21 protein-coding genes are annotated in these 23,435 nt (G+C 65.8%); 10 read left to right on the forward strand and 11 right to left on the reverse strand.

The annotated features are described in order from the left end of the window. Positions 1-899: 899 nt before the first annotated feature. Positions 900-2,930 (reverse strand): serine/threonine-protein kinase, encoded by a 2,031-nt coding sequence (locus K3U94_RS24305; protein WP_220696579.1) that lies wholly within the window; start codon positions 2,928-2,930, stop codon positions 900-902. Between the two features lie 221 nt (positions 2,931-3,151). Here K3U94_RS24305 and K3U94_RS11745 point away from each other — a divergent pair, with 221 nt between their 5' ends. From K3U94_RS11745 to K3U94_RS11760, 4 genes are all read left to right on the forward strand, one after another. Next, on the forward strand, positions 3,152-3,685 hold the full coding sequence (locus tag K3U94_RS11745) for a DUF1214 domain-containing protein (RefSeq protein WP_220696580.1): 534 nt from the start codon (positions 3,152-3,154) through the stop codon (positions 3,683-3,685). A gap of 53 nt (positions 3,686-3,738) precedes the next feature. After that, positions 3,739-4,095, forward strand: coding sequence for a Cd(II)/Pb(II)-sensing metalloregulatory transcriptional regulator CmtR (gene cmtR, locus K3U94_RS11750; RefSeq protein ID WP_220696581.1), 357 nt, complete (start codon positions 3,739-3,741; stop codon positions 4,093-4,095). Positions 4,096-4,146: 51 nt separating this feature from the next. Beyond that, positions 4,147-4,428, forward strand: a complete 282-nt coding sequence (locus K3U94_RS11755; RefSeq protein ID WP_220696582.1) for a DUF1490 family protein — start codon at positions 4,147-4,149, stop codon at positions 4,426-4,428. Positions 4,429-4,510: 82 nt separating this feature from the next. After that, complete coding sequence (locus tag K3U94_RS11760; RefSeq protein WP_230987602.1) at positions 4,511-6,739, forward strand: heavy metal translocating P-type ATPase; 2,229 nt, start codon at positions 4,511-4,513, stop codon at positions 6,737-6,739. Here the strand turns inward: K3U94_RS11760 and K3U94_RS11765 are convergent. After that, positions 6,736-7,944: an oxygenase MpaB family protein gene (locus K3U94_RS11765; RefSeq protein WP_220696584.1), complete on the reverse strand. Its 1,209-nt coding sequence runs from the start codon at positions 7,942-7,944 to the stop codon at positions 6,736-6,738. The two genes, K3U94_RS11760 and K3U94_RS11765, sit on opposite strands and share 4 nt — an antisense overlap. A gap of 57 nt (positions 7,945-8,001) precedes the next feature. Here K3U94_RS11765 and K3U94_RS11770 point away from each other — a divergent pair, with 57 nt between their 5' ends. Beyond that, complete coding sequence (locus K3U94_RS11770; RefSeq protein ID WP_230987553.1) at positions 8,002-8,631, forward strand: TetR/AcrR family transcriptional regulator; 630 nt, start codon at positions 8,002-8,004, stop codon at positions 8,629-8,631. Between the two features lie 111 nt (positions 8,632-8,742). After that, positions 8,743-9,597, forward strand: coding sequence for an SDR family oxidoreductase (locus K3U94_RS11775; protein WP_220696585.1), 855 nt, complete (start codon positions 8,743-8,745; stop codon positions 9,595-9,597). 15 nt (positions 9,598-9,612) lie between these two features. Here K3U94_RS11775 and K3U94_RS11780 read toward each other — a convergent pair whose 3' ends face one another. Then, on the reverse strand, positions 9,613-10,248 hold the full coding sequence (locus K3U94_RS11780; RefSeq protein ID WP_200900610.1) for a VldE C-terminal domain-containing protein: 636 nt from the start codon (positions 10,246-10,248) through the stop codon (positions 9,613-9,615). A gap of 199 nt (positions 10,249-10,447) precedes the next feature. On the opposite strand from K3U94_RS11780, the gene K3U94_RS11785 reads away from it, so the two are divergent. The 3 genes from K3U94_RS11785 to K3U94_RS11795 all read left to right on the forward strand — a co-directional run bounded on the left by K3U94_RS11785 (position 10,448) and on the right by K3U94_RS11795 (position 14,804). Continuing rightward, the gene (locus K3U94_RS11785; protein WP_047317858.1) at positions 10,448-10,780 is read left to right on the forward strand and encodes a DUF732 domain-containing protein; all 333 of its coding nucleotides are present in this window, start codon (positions 10,448-10,450) and stop codon (positions 10,778-10,780) included. 83 nt (positions 10,781-10,863) lie between these two features. Continuing rightward, a complete protein-coding gene (locus K3U94_RS11790) occupies positions 10,864-13,662 on the forward strand; it encodes an aconitate hydratase (protein ID WP_220696586.1) in 2,799 nt (932 codons plus the stop codon). A gap of 17 nt (positions 13,663-13,679) precedes the next feature. Next, positions 13,680-14,804 carry a tellurite resistance/C4-dicarboxylate transporter family protein gene (locus K3U94_RS11795; RefSeq protein WP_220696774.1) on the forward strand — a complete coding sequence of 375 codons (1,125 nt, stop codon included), beginning with the start codon at positions 13,680-13,682 and terminating at the stop codon, positions 14,802-14,804. Here K3U94_RS11795 and K3U94_RS11800 read toward each other — a convergent pair. From K3U94_RS11800 to K3U94_RS11830, 7 genes are all read right to left on the reverse strand, one after another. Next, positions 14,742-15,806 (reverse strand): ABC transporter ATP-binding protein, encoded by a 1,065-nt coding sequence (locus tag K3U94_RS11800; protein WP_220696587.1) that lies wholly within the window; start codon positions 15,804-15,806, stop codon positions 14,742-14,744. The two genes, K3U94_RS11795 and K3U94_RS11800, sit on opposite strands and share 63 nt — an antisense overlap. 13 nt (positions 15,807-15,819) lie before the next feature. Next, positions 15,820-16,659, reverse strand: coding sequence for a carbohydrate ABC transporter permease (locus K3U94_RS11805; protein WP_220696588.1), 840 nt, complete (start codon positions 16,657-16,659; stop codon positions 15,820-15,822). Then, on the reverse strand, positions 16,656-17,540 hold the full coding sequence (locus K3U94_RS11810; protein WP_220696589.1) for a carbohydrate ABC transporter permease: 885 nt from the start codon (positions 17,538-17,540) through the stop codon (positions 16,656-16,658). Before K3U94_RS11810 ends, K3U94_RS11805 begins: the two co-directional genes overlap by 4 nt. Then, entirely contained in the window at positions 17,537-18,817 is a 1,281-nt protein-coding gene (locus K3U94_RS11815) for an ABC transporter substrate-binding protein (protein ID WP_047318100.1), read from the reverse strand. Before K3U94_RS11815 ends, K3U94_RS11810 begins: the two co-directional genes overlap by 4 nt. A gap of 71 nt (positions 18,818-18,888) precedes the next feature. After that, on the reverse strand, positions 18,889-20,802 hold the full coding sequence (locus K3U94_RS11820) for a YhgE/Pip domain-containing protein (RefSeq protein ID WP_220696590.1): 1,914 nt from the start codon (positions 20,800-20,802) through the stop codon (positions 18,889-18,891). 2 nt (positions 20,803-20,804) lie between these two features. Next, positions 20,805-21,533, reverse strand: coding sequence for an ATP-binding cassette domain-containing protein (locus tag K3U94_RS11825; protein ID WP_047317864.1), 729 nt, complete (start codon positions 21,531-21,533; stop codon positions 20,805-20,807). Between the two features lie 89 nt (positions 21,534-21,622). Beyond that, positions 21,623-22,522: a sigma-70 family RNA polymerase sigma factor gene (locus K3U94_RS11830; protein WP_220696591.1), complete on the reverse strand. Its 900-nt coding sequence runs from the start codon at positions 22,520-22,522 to the stop codon at positions 21,623-21,625. Between the two features lie 69 nt (positions 22,523-22,591). On the opposite strand from K3U94_RS11830, the gene K3U94_RS11835 reads away from it, so the two are divergent. Beyond that, entirely contained in the window at positions 22,592-22,942 is a 351-nt protein-coding gene (locus K3U94_RS11835) for a DoxX family protein (RefSeq protein WP_220696592.1), read from the forward strand. A 1-nt stretch (position 22,943) separates the two neighbouring features. Here the strand turns inward: K3U94_RS11835 and K3U94_RS11840 are convergent, their stop codons facing one another. Further along, positions 22,944-23,387, reverse strand: coding sequence for a TOBE domain-containing protein (locus K3U94_RS11840; protein WP_047317867.1), 444 nt, complete (start codon positions 23,385-23,387; stop codon positions 22,944-22,946). Between the last annotated feature and the right edge of the window lie 48 nt (positions 23,388-23,435).

Genomic DNA, 23,435 nt, shown 5'->3' on the forward strand with positions numbered 1-23,435 from the left:
GGCAACCATGCCGGCGAAGCCAGTGCGCAGCGGTTTGCCGAAACCGGCGGTGATGCAGTCACTTTGCGGTTCGGCCTGTTCTACGGCCCGGGCGCGGCGCATAGCGAACAGATCATGGATAGGGCCCGGCACCACGTGGTGTTCCAGGCCGGCCGCCGTGACTCCTGCATGTCGTCGATCCATCTCACCGACGCTGCCAGCACTGACCTGCCCCGCCGGAACCTATAACGTCGTCAACGACGACCCTGTCACCAAGTCCCAGAACGCCAAGGCGCTGGCGGCGGCTGCCGGTGTCACGCCATGGATCACCGGGCCGGGTCGGTTGGCCCTGCTGCTCGGTGATCGCACCACATCGATGACCAGATCACTGCGTGTCAGCACGCACACTTTCGCAAGGCCACAGGATGGGCGCCTCGCTATCGAAGTGTGCGAGAAGGCTATCGAGCCATGGCGGCCATTGCCGGTGGCAGATGACCGCCAGGTCCAGTGTCGACCCTAGCCGGGCGGTGGCGGCGTTACAGGCTGGCACGCATTGACGGCCGGATTCCACCAGCTGCCCGGACCGCAATTCGGCGGTGCGGTGGGCTGGCACGCGTTGGCTCCCGGATTCCACCAGTTGCCCGGACCGCAGTCAGGCGGCTGAGCCGAGGCCACCGCGGGCTCTACCGTTGTCACATACGCCACAGGCGCTAACGCCACAGCCGCGGCGAATGCCACGCGAAGAACGAACATAGTGAGACCTCCTTCGGAAGTGCCTAGACCCCCACTTTGGGCGTCGATCTAGTAGCACTACCCCCTGCGGCCGCCTCGCAATCACGAGCGCTTCTGTGGGCCATGTGTAAGGACGTCATGGTGGCGAAACAGTGCGAAAGTACGTACAGTAGACAGCAATTCGAGAGTCAGCCGAATAGCGCCGGATCGGCGACAATGACTCTCGCCGGGATCTCTCCGCTATGCACTGCAGTAATAGGGATCTCGAACCATGATCCGCGACCGCCGCATTCGTTCGAAGTAATCCTGTACTTGTATGTCCCGCTAAGGGTGCCATCTGGTAGCGGTTCCAGCGTCAAGGAATCTTCTACTGTCTGCTCGCGGGAGCTGTCGAAGGCGCATGGGACACGGGTTGGTGTTGCCGCCTGGTCCCAGTGGCCATCAACGAATCGCAGAACACTGGCGCGCCCCGCGGCTTCGGTGGGGTTCGCAGGGTCGAGTTTGGCTCCGGTAGCCACACATCCGGACGCTGTGCATTGTGATCGATACGCCCACCATCTTCGGTCCACGCCGCTACTGAAACTGAAAGTCCCATCTGAACGGGCATGCTCGACATCGAAAACCAATTGATACGAACCCGCCAAAACGGGGCCCGGAACAGTCGCAGGTTTGGCTGGCAGCTCATCGATTACCGGATCTGCAATGGTGATCTCAGGCGGGTTGTCACCGACTCGCTCCGCGGTGAACGGAGTTTGGTAAACCATGCCTTGCCGCTCACACTCACCGGTAACAGCGGTCATGGTTGAGACGCCCTGGAACGATCCGTCAGATCGGGGTTGCAACCGCCAAGCCGTCACGCTCGTATCTTGCCCGTTTTGAATCGTGCCGTCCTGCCCGATCGAACACTCGGAAATATCTTGGCGATGCCGCTTCGGGAGCTCGGTCCAGTTGTCATCGGCAAACTGAAGGTGCACGGCATTGCCCTTCTCGTTGAGCCGACCGTGGTCCCCGGGATCCAATTGCAGCCCGATGGCGAAGCAGGTGGATTGGTTGCAGCCAGTCCGCATGGCCCACCACTGCTCGGAGTCGTCGTCCGGCGTGGGTTTGGGCGCACCCATGAGGGTTGACTGCGCAGGCTGGTATTGAAGGCGAAATACTCCGTTGAGCGGCGCCGTCGGGGTGATCGGCTGAGGTCCAGCGGCGTGGGTAGTGGCGTGGTTTCGGATATAGACCCCCATGGCCACCACAGTGGCGATCAGGACGGTTGCCACGGACAAGATTGCGACGCTGCGTCTCCGGACACGTGGCCGACGGTTCTCCTGGGTTTGAATTTCCGCGGGGGTAGCTGTGACCTGGCGTCGCACGGTCGAACGGCCAGCATCGTTCTCGGCCTGGCTCAGTGCGGATGCGAACTCCGCACACGTGGCGAACCGATCCGAGGGTGCCTTGGACAGCGCTTTCCCGAGCACCTCGTCAAGAGCAGCCAATTCCGGGCGTCGCGCACTCACCTGCGGCGGTGTCGCGGTGAGGTGCTGTCCGATCACGGCCGCCGGGTTTGAGTTGCTGTACGGCGCTGAGCCGGTCAGCAGGTGATATGTGGTCGCCGCCAAGGCGTACTGGTCAGCCCGCCCGTCGAGGCTCTGCCCCATCAGCTGTTCTGGTGCAGCGTAGGCAACAGTCCCGACCGTCAGATTCGTTGCCGTGAGTCCAGCAGAGTCAACAATCTCCCGGGCTATTCCGAAGTCAGACAGGGCGATACGAGGCGGGCCGGAGGACGCGGTTTCGATCAAGATGTTTCCCGGCTTGACGTCGCGGTGCAGCAGGCCGCGTTGGTGCGCGTAGTCCAAGGCGTCGGCGATCGCCGAGACGATGGTTGTCACCTCGGTTACTGGCATGCCAGCTGGGTGCCTGGTACGTATCAATTGGCTGGCGTCGCAGCCGTCGACGTAGTCCATGGCGATCCACAGTCGGCCATCGAACTCGCCGCGATCGTGAACACCGACGATGTGCGGGTGCCAAAGGCCTGCGGCAATATCGGCTTCGCGAACGAACCGATCCCGAAACTCGTGATTGCCGGTAAACGCTTCGGGCAAGATCTTCAGGGCGTCACGCCGGGGTAAGCGTGGATGTTCTGCGAGATATATCTCGCCCATCCCGCCTGCGCCAATACTTCTGACGATGGTGTAACCAGCGAATTCTGTACCGGCCAGCAGCGCCATGTTGTTTCGTCCTAACGAGAAGGGGCCCAGAGCGCAGCGTAGCGGTTCGGTGCACAGCGCTTGGCCGTTGAGCCGACTAGACAGAAGGGCGACGGCATTTCGGGCGCAGTTATGTGACATGGCGGCTGAGGCGCCATGTCGGTCATTGGGGGTTACCAAGGTGCGGATAGTCCGATTCTTGTCGGCAGGTCACGCACGGTCACGACACCCATAGACAAAAGTTGGGCTGGCGCGTTCTTCTGGGCGGCCACCGGCGCGGCAACGGGCGCCCCGCCGGCAACGGCTGGAACCGCTCCACCAACAATGCCCAGTTCGGCGTCGACTACTTCGACCGGACCGGCACCGCGAGATCGAACATGTTCGACAACCGGCCCACCGAAACGCAGTACTACTACACAGACAACGACGCCACTGGGGCCCCCCTGCTGGGCGGGAAGGCCTACAAAGTGTCCTTTCCCGCCGGACAAGAGCCGCCGGTCAAGGGATTCTGGTCGTTGACGCTGTACAACGACAAGCACTTGTTCCACCCCAACGAGCTGAAACGGTATTCGCTGGGCACCAAGAACCAGAATCTCATGCGCAACTCCGACGGGTCACTGACGCTGTACGCGGGTGCCAGATCTCCTGGGCCGGAAGACGAGTCGAACTGGCTTCCGGCTCCGAACGGGCCGTTCTCCCTCTACATCCGCGCCTACTGGGGCGAGCCTGGCATCACCGAGGGCACGTGGAAGCCTCCCGCTGTTGAGGTCCTTTAGCCAAGCCGTCCAATCGTAGGTAATAGTACAGCAGGTACTGTACTATTCAACACATGCTGACGTGTGAGATGCGGGAATCGGCCCTTGCGCGGCTGGGCCGAGCGCTGGCTGATCCCACGCGATGCCGAATCCTGGTGGCTCTGCTGGACGGTGTCGCCTATCCCGGACAGCTGGCATCGCATCTGGGGCTGACCCGGTCGAACGTCTCCAACCATCTGTCGTGTCTGCGCGGTTGTGGTCTGGTGGTCGCAACGTATGAAGGTCGCCAAGTTCGCTACGGGTTGGCGGACCCGCATCTGGCACGCGCGTTGGGCGAACTGGTCCAGGTGGTTCTGGCGGTCGACACCGACGAACCCTGCATCGACGACTGCGTGCCATCCAGGGCGGTCGAGGTAGCGGCTGAAAGATAGCCAGGCGATCCGAGCTGTCGTGGCAGAAAACAACAATGAGGAGATATCGCAGTGGTTCCGCAAGCACTTTTGGTCAAAGCGGCCGAAACGGTGGTCACCGGAATAGTCGGGGTGAGCGCCTTTGAATTGCTACGCAGAGCGGCGGGAGCGGCTCCGGTTCACCGCGCCGCGGTAACCGCCACGGAGTGGGGGCTGCGTGGCACCCGACGAGCCGAGGTGGCGGCCGAGGCGGCTCGACTGAGAGTCGCTGATGTGGTCGCAGAAGCGCGCGACCGCCTCGGCGAAGAGGCTCCACTTCCGGTCGCCACCGCTGAAGGCGACGACTGCTGCTGAACTGAAAGGGCTAAGGGTGACCGCAGCCGTCTGCGCCGATCGAGAACATGCACCGACCGTCATCTCTGCTGCTGCCGGCCGAATGCGAATTCAGGCCAGCAACTTTCGCAATAGCCCCCTGATGGCTGTGGCGATCGAGGACGGGGTGTCTCAAGTGCCCGGGGTGCGTGCGGTGCATGCCTATCCACGCACCGCATCGGTAGTGATCTGGTATTCGGCCGAGCGATGCGACCGTGCAGCAATACTGTCGGCGATCGCCGCCGCCCAGCGAACCCCGGCAGCATCTGTGGCCGCTCGCGCCCCGCATTCGACCGAGGGCCGCGAGGGCAGTCTTGGGCAGCGGGTCATTGATTGGAGCGCCCGGGTCCGCTCAGGCTCCGGCAACGAGGCGTCAGATCGGCGGCTGGGGAACGACGGCTGTTGTGATCACGACGGCAGTGGTCCCGAACCACAGCGCATCTGGGATGTCGTGAAGGTCCGCCGAGCAGCGCTGTCGGGAGCACTGCTGACGGCTTCGGCGATCAGTGCCTGGGTCCCTCCCCTGGTCCCGATTGCGTTCGGGCTCAAAGTCACCGCGCTGGCAGTGGGGGCCTCGACATTTGCGCCCTCCAGCCTTCGGCGTCTGGCGCAGGGCCGCATCGGCGTGGGCTCATTGATGACCATCGCCGCGGCCGGGGCGGTCGGACTGGGGCAGGTCGGCGAGGCCGCGGCGCTGGCGTTCTTGTTCTCGATCAGCGAGGGCTTGGAAGAATACGCGGTGGCTCGCACCCGTCGTGGCCTGCGCGCTCTGCTCTCACTGGTCCCAGAACAGGCCACCGTCGTGCGCTCTGGCACCGAAACGATCGTGGCTGCAGGCGAACTGCGTGTCGGTGACCTGATGATCGTCAAACCCGGCGAGCGACTGGCCACAGACGGCATCATCGTTGCCGGCCGCACCGCGCTCGACATGTCCGCGATCACCGGCGAATCCGTTCCGGTCGAGGCCGGTCGCGGTGACGAGGTATATGCCGGGTCGATCAACGGCACCGGCGTGTTACAGGTTCAGGTCACCGCGACTGCCGATAACAACTCACTGGCACGCATTGTGCATATCGTGGAGGCCGAGCAAGCCCGCAAGGGCGCAAGTCAGCGGCTGGCCGACCGCATTGCGCGACCATTGGTGCCCAGCATCATGATTGGTGCAGCGTTGATCGCCGGCGTAGGCAGCATCCTGGGCAGCCCGGCGGTATGGATTGAGCGCGCACTTGTTGTGCTAGTGGCGGCCTCGCCGTGCGCGCTCGCCATCGCGGTGCCGGTGACGGTGGTGGCAGCTATCGGCGCGGCAGCCAAGATCGGCGTCCTGATCAAGGGCGGAGCTGCGCTCGAAACCCTCGGCACCGTCGGTGCGATTGCCCTGGACAAGACGGGAACATTGACAGCGAACCGGCCTACCGTCATCGAAGTTGCCACCGCCAACGGCGCTTCCAGAGGCGACGTGCTCGTGGTGGCCGCTGCACTCGAAGCGCGCAGTGAGCATCCGCTGGCGGCAGCGATTCTCGCCGCGTCCCAGCCGGGCGGGCCCGTCGCCAGCGACGTGCAGGCGTTCCCTGGGGCCGGGCTGAGTGGCACTCTGGATGGCCACGCTGTCCGACTGGGTCGGCCCGGTTGGCTCGATCCGGGCGCGCTCGCCGATCAGGTGACACGGATGCAAAAGGGCGGTGCCACTGCGGTTCTGGTCGAACGTGACAGCCAGCTACTGGGTGCCATCGCCGTGCGCGACGAACTGCGCCCTGAGGCCGCCGAGGCCATCTCCGCGTTACACGACGGCGGCTACCGGGTATCGATGCTCACCGGCGACAATCACGCCACTGCCACGGCGCTGGCCGATCAAGCCGGAATTGCGTACGTTTTCGCCGAACTGCGGCCCGAAGACAAGGCCCGCTTGATCGCACAAATGCGCGCCGACCGCCCCACCGCGATGGTCGGTGACGGCGTCAACGACGCTCCGGCCCTGGCCGCCGCGGACCTGGGAATCGCGATGGGCGCCATGGGAACCGACGTCGCCATTGAGACCGCCGATGTTGCCCTGATGGGCCAAGACCTCCGCCATCTCCCCTATGCACTGCGCCATGCCCGTCGTTCCCGCCAGATCATGCTGCAAAACGTCGGTCTGTCTCTGGGCATCATCACGGTGCTGATGCCGCTAGCAGTCTTCGGGACTCTCGGGTTGACCGCGGTGGTGTTGGTTCACGAGCTCGCTGAAGTGGTCGTCATTGCCAACGGTGTGCGCGCCGGACGCATGGGTCCCGCCGCGCTGGGCGCACATCGCTAGGCGGAGCGCACCGCGGCAGGATGGCCGGCGCTGTCCGGCGCGGCATCCACCAGGTCGTGGTGCACCCCGTAGCGCTGCCGCTGTTCGGCCATCAGCCGCGGGTAGTTGGCCAAGGCGCGTCTGGTCCGCAGTTCGTTCATGCCCGGAATACGCGCCAGCACTTCGTTGACCCAGCCGAAGGCCGGGCCGATCACCCGCGGCAGGTATTTGAACGGTGTGTCAGCCACGCCCAGCCGGCTGGCGTTGGCATCACCGAGAAATGCCCGGGTCATGCCGTTGATGATGTTGACTCCCACGCGGTGCTTCCAGGAGCCGCCGAACGGAAGCAGCTCGGCGATCTCGCGCGCCAGATAGTCGTGCGTCAACGCGCGGACGAAGTCGCGGTCTCCGTCGTCGGGCTCCACCGCGGTCAGTGCATACAACTCCGCGATACGGATCTGATCCGCCTCGGTGGCCGGATTCAGTTCGTCGCCAACGCCGTTGAGTCGACCGACGTAGCGCCAGAAGTGGTAGATGTCGTCGAGTTCTTCTCGCGTATAGCGGACCCCCAGTTGGTGCATTGCCGCCAGGGCGATCCGACCGAACTCGACGATGGTGAACGCCATGTAGCTCTGCGGAATCGGTGCGCCCCACGCCTCACTGTCCCAGTCACCCTCGGCCAGCAGATGGCGCCGGACGAACGCGTGAATCATCCGGACCCGCAACGTCGTGGCCAAGCCGGCGCCGCCGCGGCGCAGCCCACCGGGCGTGAGGATCTCCTCCAACCACGCGCCGACCTCGATCGACCGCACGGCCGCCTGGCTGGTGTAGCGACCCGTGAGCACCAGCGGCATCCCGGCGACGGAATTCATGGCTCCGGCCGTCAACGAGGCCGCACCCAAGACGATGCCGTAGGACGCGGTGTGGCGGACGATGTGACCTGCGGCGCGATTCAGACGGTCGTGGTCGAGCCAGTCGGGCTCGTGGTCGATCGCGGCGAACAACGCCCGCAGCGACTCCGGCGGCGACTCGACAGCGTCGATGCCGTGCTGGATCGCGGTCCGCAGCATGGTCATCCCCGCGCCGCGAGGCAACGTGGCGAAATCAGCGACCACGGCGTCGGCCAGCGGATCGGCGATCCGCGTTCCGTCGATCCAGTCGCGGCCGGCCTGGCCGTATCGCGCGACGGCGAGGTCGGCATTGGGAGTGTTGGGCACATCTGCCATACAAATATGGAAACATGAGAATGTCTCACTTACTACTCACTTTGATGCGGAGGTGAAATGCCCGTCCAGGCACGTTCGCGGCCGCAGCAGCAGCGAGCCCGCGAGATGCGCACCCGGCTGCTCGACACCGCCCGCCAGCTGATCGCGCGCCGCGGTGTGGAAACACTGACCACGCAGGCCATCGCCGATGCCGCGCACGTCAGCATCGGCACTGTATATCGGTATTTTCCGGACCGCGCCGCCATCATCGCCGAGCTGGTGGACAACGCGACCAGAGAGATCTCGTTCGAGCTGGTGCGCAGTGTCGGACAGGCCATCGACCTCGAGGTGGACCAGGCGGCGTTGCTGGTCGTCGACACCCTGACGACGGTCTATGAGCAGCACGCCCCGATCCTGCTGGCGGCGCTGACATCCTCATCTTTTGACCTGCCGCCGTACCTCAACCACACTGCGATGGACGAGATCGAGCGCAGCCTGCTGCCGCTGGGCACTGTGATCCCGAGCAGGTCCCGGCCGGACCTGTCACCGGCAGAGTTGGACGACCTGGTGTTCGTGACCATGGGCGTGACGTCGAGCGCCTGCCTGCGCATCGCATTGCAGCGGCCCGCTACTGCAGACCGCGACGCGATGGTGCGGCTGACGGCGACCATGCTGGCCGCTGCGCTCAAGACCCCCGGCGCCGCCTAAGCTTTACAATTCTGCGGCAAACTGTCACGCTTGCGGCCGGACGCGGGGCGGGCGGATTCAATCGGTTGGTCCGCTGCCGCAAACGTATCGACGACGACGAGGAGCCGGCAGTTGGCAGGCACCGAATTCTCCGGCCGCACCATGGTGGTGTCCGGCGCAAGCCGCGGTATCGGACTGGCCATCGGACTGGGTGCCGCACGCTTGGGCGCCAATGTGGTCCTACTGGCCAAGACGGCCGAGCCGCATCCCCGCCTGCCCGGAACGGTGCACACCGCCGCCGCCGAGATCGAGGAAGCCGGCGGCAAAGCTCTTGCCGTCGTGGGTGATGTGCGTAGCGAAGAAGACGTGCAGCGGGCGGTCGACGCCGCGGTGGACCGATTCGGCGGCATCGACATCTGCGTGAACAACGCCAGCTCGATTGCGACCGAGCCGACGGAACAGCTGTCCGCCAAGAAGTTCGACCTCATGCAAGACATCAACGTCCGCGGGACGTTCCTGTTGGCCAGGGCATGCCTGCCTCATCTGCGGAAGTCCCCCGCGCCGCACGTGCTGACGATCGCGCCCCCGCTCAACATGAATCCGTACTGGCTGGGCGTGCATCCCTCCTACACGCTGTCCAAGTACGGGATGACGTTGTTGACGCTGGGCTGGGCGGCCGAATACGCCGAAGCCGGGGTCGCCTGCAACTGCCTGTGGCCGGAGACCTACATCGCGACCTCCGCGGTGGCCAACTCCCCCGACGGCGGTGAGTTACTCGCGAAGGCACGCAGCCCGCAGATCATGGCGGATGCCGCCGTGGAGATCCTGCGGCGCCCTGCCGCTGAGGCCAATGGCCAGTGCTACATCGACGCCGACGTGCTCGCCGAGGCCGGCGTGACGGACTTCTCCGGCTACGGGGGTGGCCCAGAGCCGCTGATGGATTTCTTCGTCGACCGGCCGCTGGGGGTCGGGGTCAACGCGGGCTGACCGTCAGGTCGGTCCTCAGCGCAGGTAGACCTCGCTGCCGCTGGGATATCCGCCGCCGGTGGTGGTGACGTGGACGTGGTCGTAATGGCCGTAGCCGCCGCGTTGCGCCCCGCCGTCGGGCGTGTAGTAGACGCCGCGCCAGATGGCGTCTTGGAGGCCGAACCGGCCGGCGTTCTCCATCACGTAGGCCACGATCGAATCACCGAGCGCGATGCCCTCCGCGCTGCCTGGATTGGGAATCATCACATCGAGCGCCAGCCCGTTGGGGTGCCAGCGCAGCGCGTCGGCCCGTACGCCACCGATCTGCATGATCTGGGGAAAGGCGTCGCTGATGCTGCGAGCGGCCTGGATGGTTCGGACTTGCAGGCCTCGCTCCGGGGCGACTCCTGCGGGCAGGAACCGGGGCACGGTGCGCGTTCGTGACGCCACGGCGAACCGCGCCGGTGGACCCGTTTCCGGCGTCGCTGCCGGTGCTGCCACTAGCTGCAAACCGCCTGGTGAATTGTCTTCAGCAACCACCGCAATGGATTCTTTTGACACCGCAGGATTGGCGCTGCCGCCCACAGCAAAGAACAATGCCGTTGGTGCGAGGACTGCAGCCATCAATACCGAGGATCGTTTGCGCTGGCTGGCTAACTCGTGTCGGCCCACGGAGAGACACAATACGAGAAATTTGGCTAATAGTCACAAATTTATAAACCTCATAAATTCCTTATGTCTTGCTCGTCACATCTGAATGGGCGACGAGCGCCACATTGCGCGCGATTCGCGCAGGTGAGCGGGGCACTGCGGCCGGCCCCGCCGCCTGCAAAGGAAGACCACCTAAGCAGATGGGTCTACACTGCATCTCATGAAATCGACGACCCTCGCCGCAGCGGTCATGGGCTTGGCCGTGGCACTGGCAGCACCCGCCCACGCCGACCCCGACACCGATTTCGCCCGGGAACTGCACACCTACGGGATCTACGGCCCGCGGGACTACAACGCCTGGCTGGGCAAGATCGTGTGCGAGCGGTTGGACAAGGGTGTCGACGGCGACGCGGCCAAGTCGGTCCGCTTCATCACCCCCAACCTGCAGAAGGGCACCAACCAGGCGCAGGCCTGGCAGTTCCTCGGCGCCTCGGTAAACACCTACTGCCCGGACAAGCGCCCGGTGCTGGAGCGCGCGGCACAGCAAGGCTGATTGAGGGCCTTCTCCCCCTGGCCCCACCAGGAATGCGGACCTAGGGTCGGTGGTAACCGATCCGACCGGTGGGAGGGCCCGCGATGGCCACAGACAGCAACCTCGACAGCTTCGGAACCCGGGGCGAGCTCAGCGTCGACGACACCACGTATCAGATCCGACGGCTCGATCGCGTCGACGGCTCGGCGCGACTTCCCTACAGCCTCAAGGTTCTGCTGGAGAACCTGCTGCGCAACGAAGACGGCCGGCTGGTCACCGCTGAGCAGGTCAACGCGATGGCCAGCTGGGATCCGAGCGCCGCGCACGGCCGGGAGATCGCGTACACGCCGGCGCGGGTGTTGATGCAGGACTTCACCGGGGTGCCGTGCGTGGTCGACCTGGTCGCGATGCGCGACGCAATCGCCGACCTGGGCGGCAAGACGACCCGCATCAACCCGCTTTGCCCCACCGAGCTGGTGATCGACCATTCGGTGATCGCCGACGTCTTCGGCCGCACCGACGCGTTCGCGATCAACGCCGAGCTGGAGTTCGAGCGCAACGCCGAGCGCTATCAACTGCTGCGCTGGGGCCAGCAGGCGTTCGACGACTTCTCCGTGGTTCCGCCCGACACCGGCATCTGCCACCAGGTCAACCTGGAATACCTGGCTCGCGTGGTGTTCACCCGCGACAGCGCGGAGGGGCCGTTGGCCTACCCCGACACCCTCGTCGGCACCGACTCGCACACCCCGATGGTCAACGGCCTCGGCGTCCTGGGCTGGGGCGTCGGTGGGATCGAAGCCGAAGCGGCGATGCTCGGTCAACCGATGAGCATGCTGATCCCACCGGTGGTCGGCCTGAAACTGACCGGTGAACTACAGCCCGGTACCACCGCCACCGACCTGGTCCTCACCGTCGCCGAGCTGCTGCGCGCCACCGGGGTGGTCGGCAAGTTCGTCGAGTTCTTCGGACCCGGCGTGGCCAACGTTCCGCTGGCGAACCGGGCCACGATCGGCAACATGAGCCCGGAGTACGGGGCTACCTGCGCGATCTTCCCGATCGACCGCGTCACCTGCGACTATCTACGCCTGACCGGCCGCTCTGAGCATCAGATCAAGCTAGTGGAGGCCTACGCCAAAGAGCAGGGCATGTGGCACGACCCGGATCGCGAACCCGTCTATTCGCAAACGCTGGAACTGGACCTGAGCAGTGTCGAGCCGTCGATCGCCGGCCCCAAACGCCCACAGGACCGCATTCCGCTGCGGCTGGCCCCGCACACCGTCGCCGCCCTGCTCGACGGCGCCGAAACCACCGCTCAGGCACTCTCGGACCTGGACAAGGCGTCGGCCGATTCGTTCCCGGCCAGCGACCCGATCGCGTTCGGTCACTCCCAAGCGGCAGGCAAACCGCGGGAGCCGTGGGCCGGTGGTGAAAAGCTCCCCTGGCGGACCGATGCCCAGCCGATCGAGCTCGCCGACGGCACCCGCACCGAGATCGACAACGGCGACGTCGTGATCGCCGCGATCACCTCGTGCACCAACACCTCCAACCCCTCGGTGATGGTCGGCGCGGCACTGCTGGCGCGCAATGCCGTCGACAAGGGCTTGTCGCGTAAGCCGTGGGTGAAGACCACGCTGGCGCCCGGGTCGCGGGTGGTCACCGACTACTACGAGCGGGCGGGCCTGACGCCCTACCTGGATGAGCTCGGCTTCAACCTGGTGGGCTACGGCTGCACCACCTGCATCGGCAACTCGGGGCCGCTGATCCCCGAGGTGAGCAAGGCCGTCGTCGACAACGACTTGACTGTGTGCTCGGTGCTGTCGGGCAACCGCAACTTCGAGGGCCGCATCCACCCAGAAGTCCGAATGAATTTCCTCGCCTCCCCGCCGCTGGTGGTCGCCTATGCACTCGCCGGCACACTGCGCGTCAACCTGCTCACCGATCCGCTGGGCACCGGCAGCGACGGCGAACCGGTGTACCTGCGCGACATCTGGCCCACCACCGACGAGATTGCCGCCGTAGTCGACGGCAACCTGCAGGCCGAGATGTTCACCACCAGCTACGGCGACGTCTTCACCGGCGACGACCGCTGGCGTTCCCTGGATGTCCCCGACACCGACACCTTCTCCTGGGCGCCGGACTCCACCTACGTGCGCCAGCCACCGTACTTCGACGGCATGACCCGCGACCCGGCGCCGCTCACCGACATCACCGGTGCCCGAGTGCTGGCCAAGCTCGGCGACTCGGTCACCACCGACCACATCAGCCCGGCCGGGTCCATCCGCTACGACTCGCCCGCTGGAAAGTACCTGGCGGAGCATGGAATTGAGCGCAAAGACTTCAACTCCTACGGCTCGCGGCGTGGCAACCATGAGGTGATGATTCGCGGCACCTTCGCCAACGTGCGGCTGCGCAACCAATTGGCGCCCGATACCGAGGGCGGCTTCACCCGCGACTTCACCCAGCCGGACGGTCCGGTCAGCACCATTTACGACGCGTCGGTGAACTACCTCGCCGCCGGCACGCCACTGGTGATTCTGGCCGGTAAGGAATACGGATCCGGTTCCTCGCGCGACTGGGCCGCCAAGGGCACCGTGCTACTCGGTGTGCGGGCGGTGCTGGCGGTGTCCTACGAGCGCATCCACCGCTCCAACCTGATCGGTATGGGGGTGCTCCCCCTGCAGTTCCCCGACGGCGCCGACGCGGATTCGCTGGGCCTGACCGGTGAGGAGACCTTCGACATCACCGGGGTGACCGCACTGGGCGACACCATCCCCGACACCGTGCACGTACAGGCCGGTGACATCGAATTCGACGCGACGGTGCGCATCGACACCCCCGGCGAGGCCGACTATTACCGGCACGGCGGCATCATGCAATACGTATTGCGGCAATTGCTCGACTGATGGGCGCACCAGCAGGGATGGTGCCGGCGACGGGGACCCGCGAGGCCATCCGCACACTCAACCCGGGCTATTTCGCGTTGGTGATGGCCAGCGGCATGGTGTCGACAGCCATGTACCACCAGAACTCCCACTGGGTTTCGGTGCTGCTGTTGTGGGTGACGGTGGCCTCATACCTGGTGCTGATCGCGGTATCGACCGTGCGCGTCATGGCCTTTCGGCGCGAATTCCTGGCCGATCTCTACGATTCCGGACGTGCATTCGGCTTCTTCACGTTCGTCTCCGCCACCAATGTGCTCGGCGCTCGGCTGGTCATCGATGGGCACAGCAGTGTCGCCGTCGGCCTGCTGGTGGTCAGCACACTGACCTGGCTGGTGCTGGGTTATCTGATTCCGTGGACCGCCGTGCTGGGCACCGCGGAGCGGCCGGTGGTGCGCCGGGCCAACGGCACCTGGTTCATCTGGGTGGTGGCCAGCCAGTCCATCGCGGTGTTGGCCGCGGTACTCGAGGTGGAGGTGTCCGAGCCGTGGCGCCAAAGCCTGGCGCTGCTCGCGGTGACGTCCTGGTCGGTGGGAGTGTTCCTCTACGGCGCCGCCGGAATCTTTGTCGCGCTGCGGCTGCTGCTCTATCCGCTGCTTCCCGAGGACCTCGTTCCGCAGTACTGGGTGGCGATGGGCGCCACCGCGATCACCGTGCTGGCCGGTGCTCATATCGTCGAGATGGCCGAAGCGCCGATGGTCCACGCCACCCGCGGTCTGATCGCCGGAACGTCGGTGGTGTTCTGGGCGTTCGGCACGTGGCTGATCCCGCCGATGATCGCCGCCGGAGTGTGGCGCCATGTTGTGCATCGCATTTCACTTCGCTACGAAGCGCCCTGGTGGAGCGTGATCTTCCCGCTGGGCATGTACGGGGTGGGCAGTCACTACCTGGGGCAGGCCGACCATCTGCCGATCGTCTACTACATCGGATCGGTCGAGAGCTGGATCGCCCTGGCCGCCTGGAGCATTACGTTCGTCCTGATGCTGCACCACTTGGCGGTCACCCTCGGGCCCGGGCGGAGTGCCAGGCTCCCGGGCGGCCGCTCAGCCCAGCCGGGCGCCGTCGGTGCCGAAGAAATGCAGAGCGGTCACGTCGAAGCCCAGTGACAGCCGGGCGTGCGAGCGCACCTCGGTGTTGCCGGGAACCCGGGCGACCACTGATTGCGAGGTCTGGGAATCAGCCGCCGTGCCGTACAGGTAGGTGTCGGCGCCCAGTTCCTCGACGAAGTCCACCTCGACACCGATCCCGCGATCGGCGATCTGCAGGTGCTCGGGGCGAATACCGACGACCAGCTGCGTTGCCGCAGAAGATATTTCCACAGGTACACCGACGCGATAGCCACCCAGCGTCACCGCGCGGTCGACGACGGGAACGGTGAACAGGTTCATCGCCGGAGATCCGATGAACCCGGCGACGAACACATTGGCCGGCGTGCGGTAGAGCTCGCGTGGCGGGGCGCACTGCTGCAGCACCCCGTCGCGCAATACCGCGACCCGATCGCCCATCGTCATGGCCTCCACCTGATCGTGGGTGACATAGACGGTGGTGATCCCCAGCCGCCGCTGCAGTTCGGCGATCTGGTTACGGGTCTGCACCCTCAGCATGGCATCCAGGTTCGACAGTGGCTCGTCCATCAAGAAGACCTGCGGGCGTCGTATGATCGCGCGGCCCATCGCGACTCGTTGGCGTTCACCGCCGGAAAGATCCTTGGGCTTGCGCCCCAAGAGTTCGGTCAGGCCCAGCAGCTGGGCGGCTTCCGACACCCTGGCGCGGATCTCGGCCTTGGGGGTCTTGGCCACCCTGAGGGCGAAACCCATGTTCTGCGCCACGGTCATGTGCGGATACAGGGCGTAGTTCTGGAACACCATGGCGACGTCGCGATGGCCGGGGTCGGCCGCGGTGACGTCGTGGTCGCCGATGTAGATATGACCGGCGTCAACGGGTTCCAGGCCGGCCAGCATCCGCAGCGTCGTCGTCTTGCCGCAGCCCGACGGCCCGACCAGCACCATGAACTCTCCGTCGGAGACCGCCAGATTCAATGCGTCCAGGGCGGGGCGGTCGGCGCCCGGATAGCGCCGGGTCACCGAGTCGAAGGTCACTGAAGCCACTGCGTTCTCCTGACTACCGTCCACCGAAGCCCGTCGCCGCGATCCCGCTGACGAAGGCCCGTTGGGCGACCGCGTAGATCACCACCAGCGGGGCCAACATCAGCATGGAAGCGGCCATCAGCACCGGCCATTCGGCGACATACTCCCCCTGCATCCACACCAACCCGAGGGTCAGGGTGGCGATGCCCTTGCGCTGAATCATCAGCAGCGGCCACAGAAAGTCATTCCAGACATTGATCCAGGTCAGCACCGCCAGCACCATCACCGCAGGTTTGGCGTGCGGCAACAGAATCCGCCAATAAATCGCCCACGGTGAGCAGCCGTCCAAGATCGCGGCTTCCTCCAGATCGACGGGCAGGGTGGCGAAGAACTGCCGCATCAGATAGGTGCCGAAGGCGCTGCCGAACAACCCGGGAATGATCATCGCCCACATGGTGTCGGTCCACCCGAACACTCGCATCAAGATGAACTGCGGAATCACCGTGACCGTCAACGGCACCATCAGGGTGGCCAGATACACCACAAAGAGGGCATCACGGCCGGTGAACGGCAGCCGGGCGAACGCGTACCCGGCGAGCGAACAGAAGAAGACCTGCCCGGCCGTCACGCAGCCGGCGTAGAGAACAGTGTTGAACAGCATCCGCCAGAACGGCATTCGGGCGAATACCTCGGCATAGTTCGACCACTGCGGATGGGCCGGCAACAACATGGGCTGGCTGATCTCGGCTTGGCGCTTGAGCGAGCCCGACAGCGCCCACAGAATCGGGAACAACGCGCAGGCGGTGACGGCGCCCAACCCTGCGTAGACGCCCAGCAGCCCGGCGATGCGGTGCCGTGCCGGTGGACCGGTCACTGGTCCACCGCATTCCTGCGCGACAAACGCAATTGGATGACGGTCAGGGCCAGCAGCACGGCAAACATCACCCAGGCCAGCGCGGACGCATATCCGAAGTCCAAGAAGGCAAAGGCTTGCTGGAACAACATGATGGCCAACACGTAGGTGCCGGTCTCGGGTCCGCCGCTGCTGCCGGTGAGCACGTAGACCAGATCGAACGCCTGGAACGCGTTGATCACCGAGATCACCACCACGAACCACACGGCACCGCGGATCATCGGCACCGTGATGGAAAGGAAGCGCCGCACCTCACCGGCGCCGTCGATGCGTGCCGCCTCGTGCAGGGAGTCGGGCACGCCCTGCATGGCCGCCAGCAGGATCACCGTCGCGAACGGCACGCTCTTCCAGACGCTGACCAGACACAACGACGCCATCGCCCAGTGCGGTTCGGTGAGCCACGGCACCGCGGCGATGCCGAACCAGCTGAGCATGATGTTGAGCAGTCCGCTGTCGGTGTTGAACACGAACTGCCAGACCACGGCGATCACCACCGATGACACCGCTAACGGCAGAAAGGCGATTGCCCGAAACAGGCCGATTCCCTTGATCTTCCGGTTCAGCAGTCCCGCCACCGCCAGACTGATGAGCACCGTAGGGACGACGGTGCCGATGGTGAACACCGTCGTGTTGCGGACCGCGATGCCGAACAACGGGTCACCGGTGAACAGGTCGCGATAGTTCGTGGCGCCGACGAACGTCGGCGGTGTGAACAGGTCCCAGTGTTGGAAGCTCATGTAGAGCGAGAAGGCCAGCGGGAAAGCCATGAACACCGCGACCGCCGCCAGGTTCGGGGCGACGAACCAGCGTCCGGCGCGTGCTCGTCTGCGGGTGGGATTCATGCGGTGGCCAGCACTTCGTCGATCTGCGGTGTGAGCCCGTGCTTCAGGCTCGTGGCGGGCCGCTTGCCGCGCAGTACCGGCCCGATGGCACGGTCCATCAGGGCGTGGACTTTCTGCCACTCCGGGGAGATCGGCAGCCCCTCGGAATGCGCCGGGCCACCGGTCAGCACCGCGAGGTTGCGAATCCCGGTGTGGGCGGCAGCGAAGCCGGGTGAGTCGATCGCCGAGCGCAGCACCGGTACGAAGAGCCCGGACTCCCCGATCAGCGACTGTCCCACCGGCCCCGCGGCGAATTTGAGGAATTCCCAGGCCTGTTCCCGGTGCCGACTGTCGGCGGCGATGGCCAGACCGGTGCTGCCGATGGCGGATCGAGCGGCCATGCCCTTGGCTGCGGCACCCGGACCGGTCGGCAGCACCGCCACGTCGAATTCCAGCTCCTCGGCTTGGACAAAGGTCTGGTAGCGCCAGTGCCCACCGAGCGCCATCGCCGCGTTTCCTCCGGTGAACAGCCCCATCGTGGAGATCGACTGGGTATCCGCGGCGGCGGGCGCCACGCGATGCACGTTGGCCAGATCCGCGTAAAACTGGATGCCGGCCAGGAAGTCGTCATCGTCGAAGTTCAGGTGAGTCGGGTTGACGCGCGGCACCGCCCACGGCACCCCGTTGTTCATACCGAACAGCGCTGCGGAATACGGCGGCGACCAGGTGTCGACGAAGCCCCACCGGGTGACTCGGCCGTTGCCGGACCGTTGGGTCAGTTCGCTCGCGGTGGCCAGGAATTCGTCGAACGTCCAGGGCGTGTCCCAGCGGCCCGGCGGTGGCGCCACACCGGCCTCGGCGAAGATTCGGGTGTTGTAGAACAGGAACGCCCCCGACCACTGCTCCGGGAACGCGTACTGGCCGCCGTTGAAGCCGAACGTCTCATACAGCGCGGGGATGCTGTCGGTGCGCAACGCCGCCGCGAACTGCCGATCCCGATCCAGCAGGGTGTTCAGATCCGCCAGCACGCCGCGCTCCGCGAGCCCGGCATAGTTGAACTCCCAGGCCATCAGCACATCCGGGCATTTCCCGCCGGCGCAGAACGTCGACATCTGCTGGGTCGGGTCGCCGCCGGCCAAAATGGTGCGCACCCGGATATCGGGGTGTTCGCGCTGGAACGCGTTGACGATCCGCATCCGGGCGTCGGCTTCTTCGGGGTTGGCCGCGAAGAAGAAGGTCAGTGCGTCGTCGTCGCTGCCGCAGGCCGACGTCGCAGGGAACAGCGCTGCCGCCCCCATCGCCCCGGCGCCGCGCAGCACGCTGCGTCGCGTGAGCGATGGTGTACCGGAGGACAGCACCCGCGAAACCGTCAGACTTCGATCGGCGGGTAGAGGCGTTCGAGGGTGTACTGACGATCTCGCCGCGCAGCCCAGGAGCTGGCAGCAAGTGACACCACCAGGATCCCGGCCAGTACGGCCACCGACGTCCACAGCCGCTCGTCGATGCCGCCGACGGTCAGCTGGCGTAACCCGTTGACGGCGTAGGTCATCGGGTCGTAGGGATGCAATATCTGGAACGGTTTGGCCGTCGTCTCCACCGGATACACCCCGCCGGACGACACCAGCTGGAACATCAGGAAGGCCAGGGTGAACACCCGACCCACGGCCACACCGAGCACCGCGTTGAACGCCTGGATCATCGCCAGGAACGACGCGGCGATCAACGCCAGGAACGCGACCATGCCCGCGGCGTGGCGGGCCTGCAACCCCACCCCGAAGTGCACCACCGTGTACATCAACAGTACCTGGCAGACCCCCAGCAGCAGGGCGGGCCAGTAAGACGCGAGTACCACCCGCAACGCGCCCAGGCCGTTGACGATGGCGCGAGTCTGCAACGGGGTCAACAACATCCAGACGATCAGCGAGCCGATGAACAATGCCAGCGGCAGGAAGAACGGGGCGAACCCGGTGCCGAAGGTGGCGGCGTGATGGGTGAAGTCCATATCGACGCCGACCGGGCTGGCCAGGATCTGGGCCACCTGGACACGTTCTTGGTCGGTGATGGTCGAGGCGCGCTGGTCCGCCTGCCCCAGACCCGATGCCAATTGCGCGGCACCGTCTTTGAGTTGGTTGCTGCCGTCGCTCAATTGCACCAGGCCGTCGCTGAGTTGGTGAGCACCGGCGGCCAGCGCGGCCGCTCCGTCACGCAGCGAGACCACATCGGATCTGAGGCCGCCGTCTAGGAGATGAGTCATGAAGGTGCGCAGCGCACTGTTGGGATCGGCGAGGTCATTCTCCAGCTGTTGGGTGTTCTCCCGCAGCTCGGCCAGCCCCTCGTCAGTGGCCGGGTCCATGCCCTCGACGTCGAGGAGCCGCTGGGCGCCGGCCAGGGTGTCGGCGAGCCCGCGCACTGCCGGGTCGGGGTTGGACCGCAGTCCGTCGACCACCTGATTCACGATCCCGGCGGCCTGCTGGTAGTTGACGTTGAGTGACGCGATCCGGTCGGTCACCGTCTTGAGGTTGCCGCTGAGATTGGCGGCGGCCGCGCCGGCGGCGTTCGGGTCGAATCCCATGGCGGCGAGGTCGTCGGTGACCTTCAGGATCGGGTCGGTGGCGTGCTGAACACCCGTCGACAGCTGACGGATTCCGTCGGCGAGCGCACCTGACCCATCACGCGCCGTCCCGAGGTTTTCGGCCAATGTTTTCGAGCCGTCCGCGAGCTGGCCGGCGCCATCGGCCGCCTTCTTGACCTCGTCGGTCACCTGGGTCAGCGCGGTGCCGATCACCTGTTGGCCGACTTTGGCGCTGACCTCGTTGAGCACCTCGCGGGCGGCGTTCTGCCCCATCACCGAGGCCAGGTAGTTGTTCGCGTCGTTGAACCGGAATTGGATCTGCGCCTTCTGCGGGTTCGGGCCCGCCGGAGACACCACGGCTTCGCTGAAGTCGGCCGGCAGGGTGATCGAGAAATAGTAGGTGCCGTCGGAAACACCTTTGACGGCTTCGCTTTCCGACACCTGGTGTAGATCGAGCTGGCGGGAGTCGACCAAGGCGCGGGTCACTTCGTCACCGGCCCGCAATTGGTTCCCGGAGACGGTGGCGCCGGTGTCTTCGTTGACCAGGGCGACGGGGATCTTGTCGATGGCGGCGAACGGATTCCAGAACGCCCACAGGTACATCGCGCCGTACAGCAGGGGTAGCACGATGATGGTGATCAGGGCCAGTCGCGGCATGGTGCCGCGCGAATAGCGTTTGAGGTCGGTGCCCAGCGACATTCCGGCGAGCATGGTCAGCGGTTCCCCTTCTCGTGTCGGCCGGGAACGAGCTCGGCGCGCTCCAGACGGTCGACGGTTATCTGCCCGGCGAGCCCGAACCCGTCGGGAATCGGGTTGGCCGACGAGGTGATCACGGTCTGCTTCTCCCCCAGCGCGACCAGCCGGGTAAGCAGGATGGCGCGGTCGCGGCTGTTCTTGATCTCGTCGATGCTGCCGACCACAAGCAGCGGTGGACGTGCGGTGTTGGCCAGTGCGATGCGCAACAGCAGTCCGGTCATCTCGTCGAGGTGCTCGACGTAGTCGTGCAGTTGGGGTACCGGCAGGTCGCCGAAGACCGGGCCGCAGATCGCGTCGCGCTCGGCGTCACCGGCACGGCGGACCAACTGGTACCAGGGTGCATCCCAGCGGATCTGTTCAGTGATCAGGTCGGCAACCGTCACCGACTCGAAAATCGCGTCGATCTGTTCGATCCCTGCCAGGGCGGCGACGTCGAAGATGTCGCGGGCTTTCCGGTGTCCGAGCACGGTGAGCGTGCCCGACGACGGCTTCATTCGGCCCGCCAGGTTCATCATCAGGGCGGTGCGACCCGACCCCGGAGGGCCGACCAGCACGGTGGTACCGCCGGCAGGGATATCCAGGTCCAGTGGCCCGAAGACGCGCCCCCACGGCCCGGTCATCGTGATGCCGCGCGCCGTCACCGCCGGCGGTGACGGCGCGGGCGCCGTACTCTCCCCTGCCGCCATGGTTTCCCCTGCGGCCGTCGTTTCATCTGGCACGGGACGTCCCCTTCACACATCGGTTCGCGTGACCCATCAAAGCAGAACCCGACGGTTCAGCGAGCCTCGACGGCCTCCGGGAGTTGCAGCGTCGCGGTGCGCAATCTGTCGGGGTCGCCTGCGATGTCAATGGTATGGATGCGTCCGTCGTCGCCGATTCCGATACGCAACAGGGCCAGCAGGTGCCCTCCGGGCGCGATCGCGATCCCCGGTGCGCCGTCGATGAGCAGCACGGCACCGGCTCGTGCCCGCCGGGTGAAGCGCCGGGTCTCGGTGGCCACATCGCCGGCGCCGCGCATCTCGGTGGGCACACCGGCCGGCACCAGCACGGAATCGACCCGCCGCACCACGTCGGGCGCCAACAACTCCAGCAGCGCGGGGATGTCGCCGCCACGAGAGGCAGCCAGGAACGCGCTCACGACCGCGAGATGTTCGGTGCGGTGTCGCGGTTGCTCGGCCGGCCCGGCCTGCAGTCGGGCCCGGGCCCGACTGGCCAGCTTCTTGGCGGCGTCCGGTGAGCGGTCCAGTACTGCGCCGATCTGCTCGAACGGCACGTCGAACACGTCGTGCAGCACGAAGGCGACCCGCTGCGCCGGCGACAACCGGTCCAGCACCACCAGCAGCGCGCGGCTGACCGCCTCGGAGCGCAGCAGCTCCTCGTCGGCGGCCGGTGCGGCCAGGGCCGGGGCGTTGTCCAACTCCGGTGAGTCCGACAGTGATTGCTCAACGCGACGCGAACGTGCTCGGAGCTGGTCCATGGCGACGTGTGCGGTGATGGTGGTGAGCCATCCGGGCAGATTGTCCACCGCGGCGAAGTCGGCACGGCTGGCCTTCAGCCAGGCCGATTGGACCGCGTCATCGGCGTCTGCCGCCGAGCCGAGCAGATGAAACGCCACCGAATGCAGACGCCGGCGGTTGTCTTCGAACCGGCGGGCCAAAACGTCGGTGTTGCCCATGGGTCACCTTTCCCGTTCGGGAGTCGTCACACGGATATAGCCACATCCACCGACGAGGAGAGCAACATCATGAGCGTACCGACTGTCTACCTGGTGACGGTCGCGGTCACCGCGGCCATCACCATCGCCGTCGCGGTCGCCGACTTCATTCCGGCGCAGTTCGTCTTGGCCAATTCCGCGCAGGTTGGCGTGCCGCGGTCGTGGTTGCCGCTGCTCGGTGCGCTGAAACTGGCTGGGGGCGTTGGGCTGATCATCGGGTTGGCGGGGGTTCCCCTGATCGGCGTCGCCGCAGCGGCCGGACTGGTGGCCTTCTTCATCGGGGCCATCGCGACGCACGTACGTGCCGGGGTGTTCTACAACATCGGGTTTCCGGCGTTGTTCCTGCTGGCGGCGACGGCGTCGTTGGTGATGCTGGTCTGACCTACCCGAATTCGGCGGCCGGGTCGGTGTGGCTGGCTGAGCCGGCCCGTCGCGGCAGTTCGACGACGACGTTGGTGGCCTTGACCGAGGCGACCACCAGGCTGCCGGGCTGCAGCTGCAGTTCGTCGGCAGCCTCCCTACTGACCAGCGAGACCAACCGGAACGGGCCGGCCTGAACCTCGACCTGCGCCATCACCGTGTCGCGGGTGACTTTGGTGACCAGACCCACCATCCGGTTGCGTGCCGACTGGCCCACCACCGGATTGCGTGACACCGGTTCGACGGACGCGCGCTCCTGGGCGAACCGTGCCAACTCAGCACCGTCGACCATGCGGGGCCCACTGCCCGCCGTCAGTGACAGACGCCCGGAGTCGATCCACCGGCGGACGGTGTCGTCGCTGACCCCGAGTAGCTCGGCGACTTCGGCAATTCGAAAGCTCGGCACGTACGTGAGTTTATCGTCGCGGTCGGGCCTGCTCAGGCTCCTGGGAAA

The organism is Mycolicibacter heraklionensis (genome assembly GCF_019645815.1).
In the GTDB taxonomy this organism is placed as follows: Bacteria; Actinomycetota; Actinomycetes; order Mycobacteriales; family Mycobacteriaceae; genus Mycobacterium; species Mycobacterium heraklionense.

Excerpts from the sequence above, each read along its gene's own strand:
- K3U94_RS24305 (WP_220696579.1), bottom strand. The coding sequence starts at position 2,930 with ATGGCGCTGCTGGCCGGTACAGAATTCGCTGGTTACACCATCGTCAGA.
- cmtR (WP_220696581.1), top strand. The coding sequence starts at position 3,739 with ATGCTGACGTGTGAGATGCGGGAATCGGCCCTTGCGCGGCTGGGCCGA.
- K3U94_RS11760 (WP_230987602.1), top strand. The coding sequence starts at position 4,511 with ATGCGAATTCAGGCCAGCAACTTTCGCAATAGCCCCCTGATGGCTGTG.
- K3U94_RS11765 (WP_220696584.1), bottom strand. The coding sequence starts at position 7,944 with ATGGCAGATGTGCCCAACACTCCCAATGCCGACCTCGCCGTCGCGCGA.
- K3U94_RS11770 (WP_230987553.1), top strand. The coding sequence starts at position 8,002 with ATGCCCGTCCAGGCACGTTCGCGGCCGCAGCAGCAGCGAGCCCGCGAG.
- K3U94_RS11785 (WP_047317858.1), top strand. The coding sequence starts at position 10,448 with ATGAAATCGACGACCCTCGCCGCAGCGGTCATGGGCTTGGCCGTGGCA.
- K3U94_RS11790 (WP_220696586.1), top strand. The coding sequence starts at position 10,864 with ATGGCCACAGACAGCAACCTCGACAGCTTCGGAACCCGGGGCGAGCTC.
- K3U94_RS11795 (WP_220696774.1), top strand. The coding sequence starts at position 13,680 with ATGGTGCCGGCGACGGGGACCCGCGAGGCCATCCGCACACTCAACCCG.
- K3U94_RS11810 (WP_220696589.1), bottom strand. The coding sequence starts at position 17,540 with ATGAATCCCACCCGCAGACGAGCACGCGCCGGACGCTGGTTCGTCGCC.
- K3U94_RS11815 (WP_047318100.1), bottom strand. The coding sequence starts at position 18,817 with ATGGGGGCGGCAGCGCTGTTCCCTGCGACGTCGGCCTGCGGCAGCGAC.
- K3U94_RS11820 (WP_220696590.1), bottom strand. The coding sequence starts at position 20,802 with ATGCTCGCCGGAATGTCGCTGGGCACCGACCTCAAACGCTATTCGCGC.
- K3U94_RS11825 (WP_047317864.1), bottom strand. The coding sequence starts at position 21,533 with ATGGCGGCAGGGGAGAGTACGGCGCCCGCGCCGTCACCGCCGGCGGTG.
- K3U94_RS11830 (WP_220696591.1), bottom strand. The coding sequence starts at position 22,522 with ATGGGCAACACCGACGTTTTGGCCCGCCGGTTCGAAGACAACCGCCGG.
- K3U94_RS11835 (WP_220696592.1), top strand. The coding sequence starts at position 22,592 with ATGAGCGTACCGACTGTCTACCTGGTGACGGTCGCGGTCACCGCGGCC.